The organism is Streptomyces sp. NPDC101165, from assembly GCF_044768135.1.
In the GTDB taxonomy this organism is placed as follows: domain Bacteria; phylum Actinomycetota; class Actinomycetes; order Streptomycetales; family Streptomycetaceae; genus Streptomyces.
Genome location: NZ_JBIWPG010000012.1, coordinates 138,449 through 153,733 on the forward strand (window position 1 = coordinate 138,449; position 15,285 = coordinate 153,733).

Annotated in this window: 15 protein-coding genes; 7 read left to right on the forward strand and 8 right to left on the reverse strand. The window is 70.2% G+C overall.

Annotation, left to right across the window (positions count from 1 at the left end):
• Positions 1-60 precede the first annotated feature (60 nt).
• Positions 61-1,149 (forward strand): glutamate--cysteine ligase, encoded by a 1,089-nt coding sequence (locus tag ACIRVH_RS26280; protein WP_403957505.1) that lies wholly within the window; start codon positions 61-63, stop codon positions 1,147-1,149.
• 110 nt (positions 1,150-1,259) lie between these two features.
• Here ACIRVH_RS26280 and ACIRVH_RS26285 read toward each other — a convergent pair whose 3' ends face one another.
• From ACIRVH_RS26285 to ACIRVH_RS26300, 4 genes are all read right to left on the reverse strand, one after another.
• The gene (locus tag ACIRVH_RS26285; protein WP_403957508.1) at positions 1,260-1,628 is read right to left on the reverse strand and encodes a low affinity iron permease family protein; all 369 of its coding nucleotides are present in this window, start codon (positions 1,626-1,628) and stop codon (positions 1,260-1,262) included.
• Positions 1,625-2,362, reverse strand: a complete 738-nt coding sequence (locus ACIRVH_RS26290) for a UdgX family uracil-DNA binding protein (protein ID WP_403957511.1) — start codon at positions 2,360-2,362, stop codon at positions 1,625-1,627. The genes ACIRVH_RS26285 and ACIRVH_RS26290 overlap by 4 nt, the downstream gene beginning before the upstream one ends.
• Positions 2,363-2,800: 438 nt before the next feature.
• Complete coding sequence (locus ACIRVH_RS26295; protein ID WP_403957514.1) at positions 2,801-3,349, reverse strand: type 1 glutamine amidotransferase domain-containing protein; 549 nt, start codon at positions 3,347-3,349, stop codon at positions 2,801-2,803.
• Between the two features lie 39 nt (positions 3,350-3,388).
• Positions 3,389-3,820, reverse strand: coding sequence for a CBS domain-containing protein (locus tag ACIRVH_RS26300; RefSeq protein ID WP_403957516.1), 432 nt, complete (start codon positions 3,818-3,820; stop codon positions 3,389-3,391).
• 489 nt (positions 3,821-4,309) lie between these two features.
• Here ACIRVH_RS26300 and ACIRVH_RS26305 point away from each other — a divergent pair, with 489 nt between their 5' ends.
• Positions 4,310-4,678 (forward strand): STAS domain-containing protein, encoded by a 369-nt coding sequence (locus tag ACIRVH_RS26305; protein WP_403957519.1) that lies wholly within the window; start codon positions 4,310-4,312, stop codon positions 4,676-4,678.
• 30 nt (positions 4,679-4,708) lie between these two features.
• Positions 4,709-5,194, forward strand: a complete 486-nt coding sequence (locus ACIRVH_RS26310) for an ATP-binding protein (protein ID WP_403957522.1) — start codon at positions 4,709-4,711, stop codon at positions 5,192-5,194.
• Here ACIRVH_RS26310 and ACIRVH_RS26315 read toward each other — a convergent pair.
• Entirely contained in the window at positions 5,127-6,041 is a 915-nt protein-coding gene (locus ACIRVH_RS26315; protein WP_403957525.1) for a SigB/SigF/SigG family RNA polymerase sigma factor, read from the reverse strand. The two genes, ACIRVH_RS26310 and ACIRVH_RS26315, sit on opposite strands and share 68 nt — an antisense overlap.
• Positions 6,042-6,171: 130 nt before the next feature.
• Between ACIRVH_RS26315 and ACIRVH_RS26320 the strand changes: the two genes are divergently transcribed.
• Complete coding sequence (locus ACIRVH_RS26320; protein WP_403957528.1) at positions 6,172-6,624, forward strand: ATP-binding protein; 453 nt, start codon at positions 6,172-6,174, stop codon at positions 6,622-6,624.
• A 77-nt stretch (positions 6,625-6,701) separates the two neighbouring features.
• The gene (locus tag ACIRVH_RS26325) at positions 6,702-9,662 is read left to right on the forward strand and encodes a HAMP domain-containing protein (protein WP_403957531.1); all 2,961 of its coding nucleotides are present in this window, start codon (positions 6,702-6,704) and stop codon (positions 9,660-9,662) included.
• A 71-nt stretch (positions 9,663-9,733) separates the two neighbouring features.
• On the opposite strand, the gene ACIRVH_RS26330 is transcribed toward ACIRVH_RS26325, so the two are convergent.
• Positions 9,734-12,004: a SpoIIE family protein phosphatase gene (locus ACIRVH_RS26330; RefSeq protein WP_403957534.1), complete on the reverse strand. Its 2,271-nt coding sequence runs from the start codon at positions 12,002-12,004 to the stop codon at positions 9,734-9,736.
• 281 nt (positions 12,005-12,285) lie between these two features.
• Here ACIRVH_RS26330 and ACIRVH_RS26335 point away from each other — a divergent pair, with 281 nt between their 5' ends.
• Entirely contained in the window at positions 12,286-13,311 is a 1,026-nt protein-coding gene (locus ACIRVH_RS26335; RefSeq protein ID WP_403957537.1) for a cation diffusion facilitator family transporter, read from the forward strand.
• On the opposite strand, the gene ACIRVH_RS26340 is transcribed toward ACIRVH_RS26335, so the two are convergent.
• Positions 13,231-13,806: a DUF6328 family protein gene (locus ACIRVH_RS26340; RefSeq protein WP_403958002.1), complete on the reverse strand. Its 576-nt coding sequence runs from the start codon at positions 13,804-13,806 to the stop codon at positions 13,231-13,233. The genes ACIRVH_RS26335 and ACIRVH_RS26340 overlap by 81 nt on opposite strands.
• A gap of 8 nt (positions 13,807-13,814) precedes the next feature.
• Positions 13,815-14,603: a SigB/SigF/SigG family RNA polymerase sigma factor gene (locus tag ACIRVH_RS26345; protein ID WP_403957540.1), complete on the reverse strand. Its 789-nt coding sequence runs from the start codon at positions 14,601-14,603 to the stop codon at positions 13,815-13,817.
• Between the two features lie 260 nt (positions 14,604-14,863).
• Between ACIRVH_RS26345 and ACIRVH_RS26350 the strand changes: the two genes are divergently transcribed.
• The gene (locus ACIRVH_RS26350; RefSeq protein WP_403957544.1) at positions 14,864-15,037 is read left to right on the forward strand and encodes a CsbD family protein; all 174 of its coding nucleotides are present in this window, start codon (positions 14,864-14,866) and stop codon (positions 15,035-15,037) included.
• Positions 15,038-15,285: the final 248 nt, after the last annotated feature.

A 15,285-nucleotide genomic window follows, 5' to 3' on the forward strand; every position in this document is an offset into this window, starting at 1 on the left:
GGCTGAGGCGACGGCTCCGGTCACCGGACGGCCCTGAACGGCACAGGAGGGCGGTGTCAGGTGCGTACCGTGGGAGTGGAGGAAGAACTCCTCCTGGTCGACGCCGACAGCGGGGAGCCGAGGGCGGTGTCGGCCGCAGTCCTTGCCCGTGCCGCCCAGGACAACCCCGGACAGAACGTCTTCGAGAAGGAGCTGTTCGGGCAGATGCTGGAGTTCGCCACACAGCCGCAGTCGGAGATGGCGGACCTCGGCGCCGAGATCGTGCGCTGCCGCAAGGAGGCGGCACGGCACGCCGGCGAGATCGGATGCGCGGTCGCCGCGCTTGCCACCTCCCCGCTGCCGGTCAGCCCGTCGATCACCGTGAACGACCGCTACCAGTGGATGGCCGAGCGGTACGGGATCGGCACCCGGGGCCAAATGGCCTGCGGCTGTCATGTGCATGTGTCGGTGGAGTCCGACGAGGAGGGCGTCGCCGTTCTCGACCGGATCCGGCCCTGGCTGCCCGTGTTCTGCGCGGTCAGTGCAAACTCTCCGTTCTGGCAGGGCCTCGACACCGGCTACGACAGCTACCGCACCTGGGTCTGGGGGCGCTGGCCGTCGGCCGGGCCGGCCGAGCTGTTCGGGTCCGCCGAGCGGTACCACCAGCGGGTGGCGGACATGGTGGCCACCGGCGTCATCCTGGACGAGGCGATGGCGTACTTCGACGCCCGTCTGAGCGCGCACTTTCCGACGGTGGAGATCCGGGTGGCGGATGTGTGCCTGTGCGCGGACACCGCCGTGCTCGTCGCCACACTGATCCGGGCCTTGGTGGAGACCGCCGCGCGCGACTGGCGGGCGGGCAGGCCACCGCTCGACCACAGCGTCAGCCTGCTGCGGCTGGCCGCCTGGCAGGCCGCCCGGTCGGGCCTGACGAAGGATCTCCTCGATCCCACGACCCTGCGGCCCCGGCCCGCAGCGGACGTGGTGCGCTCATTGCTGGAACACACCGAGGACGCGCTGATCGAGAGCGGCGACGCGGCCCGCGTCGAAAAGGCCGTCTCCGAGCTGCTGAGCCGCGGGAACGGCGCGCGCGAACAGCGGGTGCTCATGGAACGCACGGGCAGCCTTCAGGGCGTCGTCACCGAGTGCGTACAGCGCACCCTGGCGTGAGCGACTCGGTGCGAGGATCAGTACGCCAAAGCCCTCGGCGTCGGGCAGCTTCGGCATTCCTGCGCCGCGGGATGGAGCCGTGGGCGCATCCTGTCCCGCTGATCCTCTCGTCAGATCTCCTCCTCCATACGGATGGCCGCTCTGAGGTCCTCGTGCGCCTTGCCCGGCGAGCCCTCCTGCGCTTCGAGCAGGGCCGCGGCGATGGCGTCCAGCTTGCGCTGGATGGCGCGCTCGGCCCGTAGCTCGGAGTTCTTCAGCAGGGCGAGCAGGAGCAGCGTCACGGCCGTCATGAAGTCCCCGGCGAGCACCTGCCACTCCGTGCCCATCCCGACGGCATGGACGATCACCACCCATGCGACCAGCGCCAGGCACAGCAGGAAGAACAGAGGGGAGCTGGTGAACAGCCACGCGCCCCCCGCGAACCGTTCGAACCACCGGCGCCGGTCGCCACCCCGGTCAGCAGGATGCGGGAAGGTCATCGGCTCTCACCTCTCCGGGCGCGCCCGTCGCCGTTCGCGAGGAGGTCCGCGACCAGTCGCAAGTCTCCGACGAGGCCGTCGTACACCGCCGTGCGGTCGTCGGCGCGCAGGACGGCGGACGGGTGGATCGTCGCCACCAGCCCGCTGATCCCCTCGCCGGCCCCGCCGGCGCCGTCCGCCTCGCCGTGCTCGTCGAGGCCGGGCCAGGGCAGCAGGGCGCCACGCTGCTCGGTCACCCGGAATCCCGGGCCGAGCAGGGCCTTACCCGCCGTGCCGCCGAGCGCGACGACCACGGTCGGTGACACGACCCGCAGCTCAGCAACCAGCCAGGGCCGGCAGGCCGTCATCTCGCGCAGGGTGGGCGCCTTGTGGATACGGCGTTTGCGGCCTTCGGAAACCGTGAACTTGAAGTGCTTGACGGCGTTGGTGACGTAGACCTGCTCCGGGTCGATGCCCGCGTCCGCGAGGGCTCGGCGCAGCACCTTGCCCGCGGGGCCGACGAACGGTCTGCCCTGCCGATCCTCCTGGTCCCCGGGCTGCTCGCCGAGGAGCAGGACGCGTGCGTCCGTGTCGCCTTCGCCGAACACGGTCTGGGTCGCCTCCCGGTACAGCGGGCAGCCCCGGCACAGCGCGGCCGCCTTCCGCAGCCCGGGCAGCCCCGCGTGCCGGCCCGGGAGGAAGGGCGTCGCGTCATGCCCCTGGCCGCTCTGGACCCCGGTTCCCGTCCCGGCCACGGCGAGTCACCCCCCGGGAACGACCCGGCCGCGCCGCGAACCGGACTCGCCTTCGACCCCGACCGCTTCCCTCGCCGTGCCCATGGTCGTCGCTCCTTCCGTATGAAGCCCGCGCTCGTCACCGGGTGGGGCTACGGGCTCCCCCGTCCGAGTACCCCCACGAGGCGGGGTGCTCGCGGCACCGTGGGAGACGACTCCCCGGCCGTCGGGCATCCCGTACGGCGGTTTGTGGCGGCCGGTCGGGGCAGCGGACGGAGAGCAGGTCGAGTCGACGAGCGCCCGCAGTCCGAGCGGGCCGTTCGGTCCTGAGGTCGCGGGGCGAGCCTCAGCGACCGTTCTTCGATGCCGATCGCCACCGACGGCCACCGACACAGTCGAAAGAGAACTCGTCCTGTTCCGCCCCAGTTGGACCCCGGGTTCCCATGCCGGGCAGCAGCCTCATCGTGCAGTCATCTCTTCGGCGAATACGTCCAGAATCGCTGCGCAGAAGGCCTTCAGATCGCCCGGCTTGCGGCTGGTGACCAGCTTGTTGGGCCCGTGGTCGCAGATTTTCACCTGCTCGTCGACCCAGGTGCCGCCCGCGTTGCGGATGTCCGTGCGCAAGCTCAGCCACGAGGTCAGCTCACGCCCCCGCACCACATCCGCCTCGACGAGGGTCCAGGGCGCGTGACAGATCGCGGCGACCGGGCGTCCCAGCTCGAAGAACTCCTTCACGAACGCGACGGCCTTGCCGTTCATCCGCAGGAAGTCCGGATTGGCGACGCCGCCCGGCAGCACCAGGCCGCCGAAGGAATCCGCGGGCACCTCACCGACGACCTCGTCCACCGTGAACCTGTCCGCCTTGTCGAGATGGTGGAAGGCCTGGACCTCACCGGACTCGGTCGATATCAGCACCGGCGCGTGCCCGGCTTTCAATGCCGCCTGCCAGGGCTGGGTGAGCTCCACCTGTTCGACGCCCTCGGGCGCTGTCAGAAACGCGATGCGCATGATCGGTCGACTCTCCTTTCCCGGTGTCGTCGATACCTGTCATGGGGCGGGTCCGGCGCCGCTGTCGACATCAGGTGTCGGTGCCACGATGGGCCCCGAGGTCGCTTCGATGGCCGGGTCGTCGAGGCAGACGAGACCCACGGGGCCACCGTCGTCGATCACCGCGACCTGTCGAACCGACCGCTCACGCATCGTCTTCGCGGCGTGTTCGATGTCTTCGTCCGCGTGGACCGTGACCAGATCCCGGCGCACCGCTCGGGCCACGGGCGTCTGCCGGGGGGCGGCTCCGTCCGCGACCGCGCCTATCACCAGATCGCGATCGCTGACCAGCCCCATCAGGTCGCCGTCGTCCGTCACCAGCACGAGACCGATGCCTTGGTCGCGCATCACTTGAGCCGCCGAGGTCACGGACGCCTGCGCGTCCACGGTCGTCAGGGCATCGGTCATGATGTCGCGCACTTTCCTGACCATGTCGGCCCCCTTCCGCACTCCGGTAGGGCGCTCACCGCGCGCTCGGCTGCCGGGTACCCCGCACCGTGCGCCTCACCGCGAACGCACAGGCGGACGAGGCCGCCGCGCGCATCGGGGACGGGCTGATCACCATGGGGCCCGAGGCCGGCAAGGTCGAGCGATTCCGGCGCGGGGCGGCGGCACCATGCCGGTCTCCGGCAGGGGCAAGGTGTGCTGGGGCACCGATCGGCGCGAGGCCGTCCGCACCGCACGCCGTCCGTGGGTCAACGAGCAGCTGCCTGGCGAACTCGCGCAGACCCTGCCGACCCCACGCCACCCACCGCACCAAGGTCCTGCCGCCGCTGTGCGGCTGATGGGCGCACAGCGAGGTGGATATCGGGTAGCAATGTGGGCATATGCCCTTCACGGGGCATCCTGTCCGTTTCCGGGTGCAGGGAGGAGGCGTGCGTTGCCGTGGACGCTGACGAGCGGGCAACGAACCATCACACGATGGGCGCAGGCCAGGGCGGTCGGCTCGTCGTGGAGATACGGCCCGAGGCCCGGACGGACACGGTTGTACTGGTCATGACCGGAGAGGTGGACCACGACTCGGCGAGGCCCCTGAAGGAGGCCCTGGAAGAGGGAATCGGAGCACGGCGGATCATCGCCGACTGCTCCGGCCTCCGGTTCTGCGACTCGACCGGGCTGAACGTCCTGCTCAAGGCACGGCTTCGCATGGTGCAGCACGGAGGACGCCTGGATCTCGCAGGGCTGCGCCCACCGGTGGACCGTATGTTCGAGATCACCGGCGCTCACAACGTGTTCCGGGTGTTCCAGGACGTCGAGACGGCACTCACGGACGGCGAGGCAGGCACGTGACGCGCGGCGGTCGGAGCCGACGGAGGGACCATGACGAGGACAGGCGCCGACCACGAGCAGGTCAGACGACTCGTCCTGCGTGGCACCAGCGGGGCGGTGACCCGCTGCCGTGACTTCACCGCTGCGGCGTTGACCGACTGGGGCTGGTTGCCGGCCGCCACTCCGGAGGCACGCGAACAGGTCGAGGATGTACTGCTGCTGGTGTCGGAGGTGGTCACCAACGCGTGTCTCCACGCCGGGGGCCCGGAGGAACTGGTCCTCCGGCACGGCGGCGAACGGCTGCGCATCGAGGTGTCCGACGCCAGCCCCGAGCATCCGCATGCTCAGGCTCCGCGTTCGCCCGCGCTCCCCGGCGGGCACGGCCTGATGATCTTCGATCGGCTGGCCCGCACATGGGGATCCGAGGCCAAGCCTGATCGCGCCCGCGGGAAGGTCGTATGGGTGGAGGTCACCCGCCCGCCCGGGCAGGAATCTCTTCGGGCGCGGTCGGCTCGTCGTCGACCAAGCCCGCTCTGAGTTCGTCGAGGATCCGCTTGAGCAGACGCGAGATGTGCATCTGCGACAGTCCGAGACGCTCACCGATCTCCGCCTGGGTGAGCTCCTCGCCGAAGCGCAAGGACAGCACGAGGCGATCCCGTTCGCCCAGCTGCGCGATCAGCGGCTTCAGCGACTCGAAGTCCTCGACGAGTTCGTACGACGGCTCCGATGTGGCCAGATGGCGCGTCACGAGACGCAGCGCGTCGGCGTCGTCGTCCTCGACCGGCGCGTCGAGGGAGCGGGCGGCATAGCCGTTGGCAGCGCGTTCGCCCTCGGCCACGCACTCCTCGGTGACGTGCAGCTGAGCGGCGAGTTCGCCGCGGCTGGGCCGGTGCCCGAGGCGCTGCTCCAGACGGTCGGCGGACTTCGCCATCTCGATCCGCAGCTCCTGGAGCCGTCGGGGCACCCGCACGGCCCAGGTCGTGTCGCGGAAGAACCGCTTCATCTCGCCGACGATCGTCGGCAGGGCGAACGCAGAGAACTCGACGTCGCGGTCGGCGTCGAAACGGTTGATCGCCTTGATCAGACCGATCGTGCCGACCTGGATGATGTCCTCCGCCGAGTCCGCATGGTCTCTGAACCTCCGGGCGGCGAACCTGACGAGACTGAGATTCAGCTCGACCAGGGTGTTGCGCACGTAGGAGTACTCGGGCGTGCCCTCCTCGAGTTCACGCAGGCGGAGGAAGAGGGCCACGGAGAGCGACCGCGCGTCATCCGTCGAGACCTCGGTCGGCCGTGTGATCTCGGGCAGTCCGGCAAGGGCCTCACGGCGCATGACGGCGCCCGCGTCGTGGGCGGAGGTTACGGAAGTCTGGGCGGTGGACATGAGATTCCTTCGACAGTGGCGGTGAGCCTGCGCCGCGGCGAGCGCGGCGGGGTCCGTCGGTCGTGCGTCCTCTACTCATTCTTCCCCTATGGGATGGTTTGATGCGGTTTGTTCCGGAAAGGCGCAGCGCGTGGCCAGGACCACGGAGCAGCCGACCGGCGACCGCTCGTTGCGCTACGAACTCCCGGCGGAACCTGGAGTGGTCGGCCATTGCCGTGCCCTCACACAGCGGGCGCTGCTCAAGTGGTTCGGATCCGCAGGCCAACCCGGGCGAAAAGCCGCCGACGACGCCGTGCTGCTGGTGTCGGAGGTGGTCACGAACGCCTGCACGCACGGCGGCGGTCCGACCGCGCTGCACCTCACGGCAACCGATCGGGCACTGTGGGTGCAGATCAGCGACACCAACCCAGCGGCTCCTCATCCGCACGGCCGGCACAGTGCCTCTCGCACCTCGGGGCACGGGCTGTATCTCGTCCAGCGGCTCGCGGCGCACTGGGGGTGCGTACCGGGCTCTCACGGTGGCAAGACCGTCTGGTTCGAGGTGGACATCGTCCCGGAAGCCGCAGCTCCGGACCGGTCCTAGAGTGGAAACGCGGTGCGTGGACACCCCGGAGTCAGGTATGTCCGTCCACGCGTCGCCCGCTCGTACGAGGTGCTCTCATGGCAAAGCGCAGAGCAGCACGCCTCGGCCCGGCCCCGGCCGCCGCCGGCTCGGATGAGGACGGCCTGCGTCGGCTGCTCGTCGGACTCACCGCGGTACGGGACGGAGATCTCTCCGTCCAGCTCCCCGAGGATGCCGCCGGAACCCTCGGCGACATCGCCGTGGTCTACAACGACATGGTCGACCGGCTCTCCCTGCTCACTTCCGAGGTCACCCGGGTCGCCGGACAAGTGGGCGACGAGGGGGTGCTCGGCAGCCGCGTGCACGAACCGCGGACGAGCGGGGCCTGGCATGAGCTCACCACCGGCGTCAACGCGATGGCGGACAACCTCACTCTGCAGGTGCGTTCCATCGCGCATGTGGCGACCGCAGTCGCCCGCGGCGATCTCACCCAGAAGATCCGGGTGGACGCGCGCGGCGAGATCCTGGAGCTCAAGGAGACGATCAACACCATGGTCGACCGGCTGTCGTCGTTCGCGGAGGAGGTCACCCGCGTGGCGCGTGAGGTCGGCACGGACGGCAAGCTGGGCGGTCAGGCCACGGTCCGCGGGGTGTCCGGGACCTGGAAGGACCTCACCGACAACGTCAACTTCATGGCCGACAACCTGACCAATCAGGTTCGTAACATCGCCCAGGTCACCACGTCCGTCGCACAGGGCGACCTGACCAGCCGCATCGACGTCGCCGCACGTGGCGAGATCCTCGAACTCAAGACCACGATCAACACCATGGTGGACCGGCTGTCGTCGTTCGCCGCCGAGGTGACCCGAGTGGCACGCGAAGTGGGAACGGAGGGGAAGCTCGGCGGCCAGGCCACGGTCCACGGGGTGTCCGGGACCTGGAAGGACCTCACCGACAACGTCAACGAACTCGCCGGCAACCTGACCCGGCAGGTCCGGGCCATCGCGGAGGTCACGAGTGCCGTGGCCGAGGGGGATCTCACCCGCTCCATCACCGCCGACGCCCCCGGCGAGGTGGGCGAACTGCGCGACAACATCAACGCCATGGTCGAGTCGCTGCGCGCGACGACCCGGGCCAACCAGGAGCAGGACTGGCTGCAGACGAATCTGGCCCGGATCACCGGGCTGCTCCAGGGCACCCGCAGCGTGCCCGAGATAGCCCAGCTGATCATGACGGAAGTGCCACCGCTGGTCTCGGCCCAGTACGGCGCCTTCTTCGTCGTCGAAGAGGGCGAGCACGGCCCCGAGTTGGTCATGGCGGCCGCGTACGGGCTCGCCGAGCCGCCCGAGTCCGGCACGCCACGCCGGTTCCGCTTCGGCCAGGGCCTCGTGGGCCAGGCCGCCCGCGACAGACGCGCCCTCGTCGTCGACACGGTGCCCCCGGGGTACGCCACCATCTCCTCCGCCGCCGGATCGGCGGAGCCCACGGCACTCGTCGTGCTGCCCATCGTGGTCGAGGATCTGGTGCTCGGCGCCGTCGAACTCGCCGCCCTCCACAGCTTCACCGCCCTGCACCGCGACTTCCTCGGCCGGTTCGTCGTGAGCGCCGGAGCCGTGCTCAGCTCGCTGGTGGCCAATCTGCGCACCGACGCGCTGCTCGCCCAGTCGAGGAATCTCGCGGACGAACTCCGTTCCAAGACCGAGGAGTTGCAGGCCCGGCAGCAGGAGCTCCAGCGGTCCAACGCGGAACTGCAGGAGCAGGCGGCCCTGCTCGCCGAACGCAACAAGGACATCGAGTCGAAGAACCGGGTCATCGAGCAGGCCCGGCAGGAACTGGAGGAACGCGCCCAGCAGTTGTCCCGTACCTCAAGATACAAGTCCGAGTTCCTGGCCAACATGAGTCATGAACTGCGGACCCCGCTGAACAGTCTGCTCACCCTGGCCCGCCTCCTCGCCCAGAACCCCGAGGGCAACCTGACGAAGAAGCAGGTGAACTACGCGGAGGTCATTCACTCGGCCGGTTCCGATCTGCTCCAGCTGATCAACGACATCCTGGATCTGTCCAAGGTGGAAGCGGGCAAGATGGACGTCCGGCACGAGCCCTTCCTCCTGTCGCATCTCCTGGAGCACCTGACGGCGGCGTTCGGTCCCGTGGCGCACGAGCGTGGGCTCGACTTCACCGTCTCCGTGGCGCGGGAGGTGCCCGAGTCCCTCACCACCGACGAGGCACGGCTGCGTCAGGTGCTGGGCAACCTGCTCTCCAACGCGCTGAAGTTCACCGACGAAGGAAGCGTCACGCTGAGCGTCGAACCCGCCGACGCCGCCGAGGCGCCCACCGATCTGCGCGGTTCCGCACCGGTACTCGCCTTCCGCGTCACCGACACCGGAATCGGCATCGCCGCCGACCGCCTCCGGCACATCTTCGAGGCCTTCCAGCAGGGCGACGGCACCACTGCGCGCCGCTACGGCGGCACCGGACTCGGTCTCTCCATCAGTCGGGAAGTGGCCATGCTCATCGGCGGCGCCATCGGGGTCGAGAGCACACCGGGGCGCGGCAGCCGCTTCACGTTGTACCTCCCCGTGCACACGGAGCCACCCGCACCGGCCGTGCCCGCCACGGGCGAGGACCCTCGATCCCGGGGGCACCTGCTCCCGGAGCCGTCCGCCCCTGGCGTCTCCGCGGCAGAGTCCGCCGCGGCCGTGCTGGTCGTCGACGACGACCAGCGCAACGTCTTCGCTCTCACGGAAGTCCTGAAGACCCACGGGCTGCGGGTCGTGACCGCCGACGGCGGAATCCGCGCCATAGAACTGCTGACCGAACGCGACGACATCGAGCTCGTGCTGATGGACGTCATGATGGCCGGGATGGACGGGTACGAGGCGATCGAGAAGATCCGCATGCTCCCTGACCGCGCGAACGTCCCGATCATCGTGGTCACCGCGAAGGCGATGCCCGGCGATCGTGCCAGCGCCTTGGCCGCCGGCGCCGACGGCTACCTGGCCAAGCCCATCGACGAGGCGGAGCTGCTCGCCATGATCCGTCAACAACTGGCGAAGTGACGGCTCCCGGGAAAGGTCGCTCTCTCGCGTAGCAGCTCACGAGCGGGACGGGTCGCGTCTCGGTTCGCGGGTCACCGCACCCCGACGGCGACGATGCACGTGTCGTCGTCGGTGTCCCCCATGGCCAGACCGAGCAGTCCGTCGACCAGCGGCCCCAGATGCCCGCCCGTCGCGAGTTCGTCCACCGCGGCGACGAGGCGGGCGAGCCCGACGCCCAGCCCGTCGTGCCGCCGCTCGATCAGCCCGTCCGTGTACAGCAGCAGCGTGTCGCCCGGCCGCAGCGCGATGCGGCGCTCCTGGTAGCGGAACGACGGGACCGCGCCGAGCAGGATGTCCTCAGGGGTCTTCAACAGCCGCGCGCGACCGTCCCGGAGCAGCAGGAGGGGAAGGTGCCCGGCGCTCGACCAGACGAGGTCCCGCGCGTCCGGGTCGTACAGGGCGCACACCGCTGTCGCGCTGGTCCCGTCACCGGTGCGCAGCGTGACCTCGTTGAGCCACCCCATCAGCTGCCCGGGCGGTCCGCCGGTGAAGGCGAGCGCCCGCTGGGCGTTGCGCAGCGCGACCATGCCGGTGACGGCGTCGATTCCGTGCCCGGCGATGTCACCGACGGCCACCAGCAGCTTGCCGTCCGGCAGCGGCAGCACGTCGTACCAGTCGCCGCCGACCTGGTACTCCTCCGCCGCCGGACGGTACCGAGCCGCGACCACCAGGCCCCCGGGCAGCTCCTGGGGGGCGGGGGCCTCGGGAACGATGGCCTGCTGGAGCTGGAGAGCCAGTCGGTGCCGTAGCTCCGCCTGGTCGCGGACCACGGTCAGGCTGTCGAACGTCGCGCTGAGCGCGAGTTCCGTGCGATGGATCACCGACTCGTCCTGGTACACCCCGACGAAACCGGTGACCGTCTCCCCGTCGAGCAGCGGTTCCGCCGCCACCCGCACATGCCGCACGGATCCGTCCGGGCGCACGATCCGCAGGACGGACTGCGCGCCCGTCCTGCCGTCCATGAGTGATCGCAGCAGTTCCGTGAGGGCACCGTCGTCCCCTCGGTGGATCCGTCCCCGCAGCGCCAGCAGGGGCACGGGAGCGTCGTCCCGTCCCATCCCGAACATGTCGTAGGCCTGCTCGGACCACACGGTCTCGCCGCCGGTCAGGCTGTCCTGGAAGGTGGCGACGCTCTGCAGCCGGGAAACGGCGCGACCGGTCGCGAGGCCGGAGTCGGTCACGGTGTTCCACAGGAGTACGTACCGAGCGTCCCCGGCGGGCAGGACCCGGACATCCAGCAGCGGTGCGGGCGCCCCGTGCGGCTCCGGGCGGGGGGTCGCCGGCAGCCGGGCGGCCCGCTGCGGACGGCGGCTGTGCCGGGCCCTCTGGACCAGCCGGCCGAGGGCCTGGTGGGCCAGCGGGAAGACACGCGACAGGTGCCTGTCACCGGCCGAGAGCGCTCCCCCGAGAGCGGCGACCGCCTCTCCGTTGACGTGTTCGACGATCACGGCTCCGGACACCTCGCTCGTCTGCAGCAGTGCCGCCGGCCGGGTGAGCGCGTCGAGCAGGTCGACCAGAACGGGCACGTCCGGCATCGGGCTGTCCGGGCGGTCCAGGACGGTTATCGCCATGCCCATCAGGTCGGTGACAGCGCGCCGTAGCGAGGCGTCGAACGGTGTGGGACCCGGCCAGCCGACCAGCGCCAGGCCGACCATCTCCCCCTGACGCCTCAGGGGCAGCAGGGCCCTGGCCGCGTCCGCCCGTACTCCGGGCAGCGGGCAGCCTTCGTCCGGACCGCTCTCCAGCCACAGGGGAGCACTGCCGTCGAGGGCGGTGCGAAACGGCTCGGGACAGGCCGGCGAGATCCAGCGCCAGGCCGCGGCCTCCGCGGCCCCGGCCCCGGCGTGCCCGGCGAGGCTCAGGCTGCCGGAGGCGACCGACCGCCACAGCCAGAGGCTGTCCGCCCCGAGCGGGTCGAGGGCGCCCTCGAGCAGCGTCCGGGCCGCGTCCCCGACGCTGTCCGTCGCCTCGGCGGCCGCGGCGGTGCGGCGCTGGTGCCGAGTCTGGAGCGGCGGGACCGGACTCGGGACGTAAGGCTGGTCGCCCGGCGCCGCGACCGAGTTCACGACGTCCGCGGCGAGATCCGCGGGCGAGAGTCCGGTCGCCCGGGCCAGAGCATCGAGATGCGCGGCCGCCTCTGCGATGGAGACCCCGAGCTGGACGGCGAGAACGCCCGTGGCCAGATCGGTCAGATGGCGGCGTGCGTAGTCGGCCCGGAGCCGCTCGATCTCCGCGGCCAGGCCGGTGAATCCGGAATCGGCCCAGTCGGCGGACGCTCCGGCGGGCCCCGCAGTTTTGGTCAAGGCAACCTCCGTTTCGCCGTCACGCGGGCGTCCCGGAACATGCGTTCGTACGTCTCCGGATTTTACCCGCCCGTCCTGCCACCGAGGCCTTCCGCCGCCCGCATGAACGGCGGGCACCGGGGCAGTCGCCGGTGAGAGGCCGACGCCGGGGCCTTGGCCACCGGTGCCGGATCCTCGCCGGAGCGGAGGGCGAGACCTCGAGACCTCCGCACCGTCACCGTCGTGTCCCTGAACCGACGCGCAACGCGAAGACCGCACGGCAAGGCTGGAGGGCAGCGCTGGTGACGCGCACGGACGGGCAGCGCGATCGGAGCTCCACGGCCCGGGACGTACGCACTCGGGTCACCGTCCTGGTCGCACTCGCAGCCAACCTCGTGATCGCCGCGGCCAAAGCGGTCGCCGGGCTCTTCGCCGGGTCCCCCGCGCTGCTCTCGGAGGCGGCGCACTCGGTCGCGGACAGCCTGAACGAGGTGTTCCTGCTCATCGCGGTACGCCGCAGCAGGCGCCCCGCCGACGACCGTCATCCGTTCGGCTACGGCAAGGAGCGTTACTTCTGGGCGCTTCTGGCCGCGGTCGGGATCTTCGTCATGGGCGGCTGTTTCTCCGTGTACCAGGGCGTCCAGGCCCTGCGCATGGACCAACAGGAGTCGTTCAAGGGCTACCTCGCGGGACTCGCGGTGCTCGGGGTGGCGCTGCTGGCCGACGGTGCTTCCCTGGTCCGCGCCCTGTACCAGGCGCGTCGGCACCGGGAGGGAGCGGCCGACCCGGCTCTGCGCACGGTGATCGCGGAGGACTCGACGGCCGTGGCCGGTGTGCTCCTCGCGGCGGGCGGTATCTCGCTCCACCTGGCGACCGGCCAGGTGGCTTGGGAGGCGGGCGCGTCCATGGGGATCGGCCTCCTCCTGGTGTGCGTGGCCTATCGGTTGGCCCGGGAGACACGGGACCAGCTGATCGGCGAGGCGGTCGACACGGAACTGCGCGACCGGATCCACGACTTCCTCGCGTCGCAGGACGAGATCGACCGGGTCGCGGCACTGCTGACCATGCGACTGGGACTGGACTCCCTGCTGGTCGCCGCTCGCGTCGATCTCGCACCGGGGCTCGACAGCGAGGAGGTCGAGCTGGTCTGTGTCCGGATCAAACAGCGGATCAGCGGCGAGTGGCCGCAGGCCGAGCATGTGTTCCTGGACATCACCGAGGCGCCCGGCCCCGACGAGGGTCCACCTTCATCGGCTGTCACCGTCCCCGTCACGGGCGGCCGGCTCCCCCGCGTCCTTGGCCGCGGTGGCACGAGCCCGGGCCCATAGCGGAATGCCGAACCAGCACACCACGAACCACAGGAGCATCGCGGTGACGATCCAGCCCGCCACCTCGCCCATGTGCGCCACCCGAAGAATCAGCAGCAGGGCACTCGCCATCGTGCACAACAGCAGGAGCAGACCCGTCATGGCCAGCCGTGCGGCCCAGTCCACGGTCTGCGGCTTGAGATGCCGGCCCGCCAGGCTGCGATGCACCGCGACCGGCCCGATGAGAGCGCCGGTCGCCGCCGCTCCGAAGACCACCGTCACCAGATAGATGGTCCGTTCGGCGTCCGACAGAGTGGTGAAACGGACTTGGAAGACCACGGTGAGCAGGAAGCCGAAGAGAATCTGGACGCCGGTCTGGGCAACTCGCAGTTCCTGGAGCAGCTCGCTCCACCGCCGGTCCGCCCTCTCCTCCTCGGTCTCGTCGCGACCCCGTGCAACGGAATCCGTACGATCCTCCACCACGTTCCCTCCGTCATCCCCGCGTCGTACGCCCATCCGGGCGGTCACGCGGCGTCGGCCAGTGCCTGCTCCCGCAGCTGTGCGCAGATGCGGTTCAGGACGCGGGAGATGTACATCTGCGAGACTCCGTACTCCGCAGCGATGCGTTGCTGCGTCATGCCCCGGAAGAACCGCAGATACAGGATGCGCCGGTCCCGCTCGGACAGCGCTCCGATCAACGGTCGCAGCGACTCTCGGTCCACCACGGTCTCGAGGCCGGGGTCCGGTCCTCCGAGCGTGTCCGCCAGCGTCTTTCCACCACCGGCTCCGTCCACTGCCAGCTCGACGTCCAGTGACAGCACGGCGTACGCGTTCCGGGCCGACAGCCCCTCGCGTACCTCGTCCGTCCCCAGGTGGGTACGCGCGGCGATGTCGGCGGCCGAGCACGCACCGCCCGACCGGGCGAGCTCCTGAGAGACCTTGATGACCCGCCGGCGCAGCTCCTGGGTGCGGCGCGGCACCCGCAGTACCCACGTATGGTCCCTGAAGTGCTTGCGCAGCTCGCCCGTGATCGTCGGTACCGCGTAGCTCGCGAACGCCCCTCCCCGATCCGGGTCGAACCCGTCCACCGCCTTCACCAGGGCCAGCGCGGCGACCTGGCGCAGATCCTCGAGAGATTCGCCCCGGTCGCGGTAGCGGGTGGCGATCCGGTGAGCCATCGGCAGCCAGGCCCTCACCACCTGGTCCCGCAGCCCGTCCCGTCGAGGTCCCTCCGGAAGGGTTCTCAGCAGGCGGAAGTCGGCCATGGTGTCGGGGGCGTCGTCATGCGAGTGCTGTACGCGGGTCACGCTCATCACCTGTTCCGGTAGCTCGTCACACACCGTCATCGGGCGAAAAGCGAGAGCGCCCTCGGCCGGCTCCTCCCGGTGGCCGCTGTGGGCAGGTGGCGGTGGTACCTCAGCAGGACAACCCGGCGACTGCCCACGCATGCGCCGGAGAAACCGCAGGACCCGTCGACAGCCGTTCAACGCTCTTGGGCGCGTTTTCCCGCCGCACACGGGTACCCGAAGTGGGCGGACAACGACGCCGCATTCGGTTAGGAGAGTGAAGGACAATGGCCGGAAACCAGAAGGCCAAGGCCAAGATGGAGCAGGCGAAGGGCAAGACCAAGGCGACGGTCGGCCGCGCGGTGGGCAACGAGCAGATGGCGGCCGAGGGGCAGATGGAGAAGTCGAAGGGCGACGCGCGCCAGGCGAAGGAGAAGACGAAGGACGTCTTCAAGCACTGACGTGCCGCGCTCGGAGCGGGGTTCTTTTCCTACACCACAGGAATCCCTCTCTTCGCTTTCCATGACGCACCGAATTCTTCGACATCTTTCCGCTGTCTGGCCTGCCCACGGCCCAGCGCCGAGCACACCGACTCGTCTCAGTTGCCTGCGTAATGCCCGGAGTACCCGAAGGCCCGGCACGAATAGGTGCGCGTCGCAGCCCAAGCCCTCACCCAGGCAGACGGGCTGGAGGTACGGCAGGGGACGCT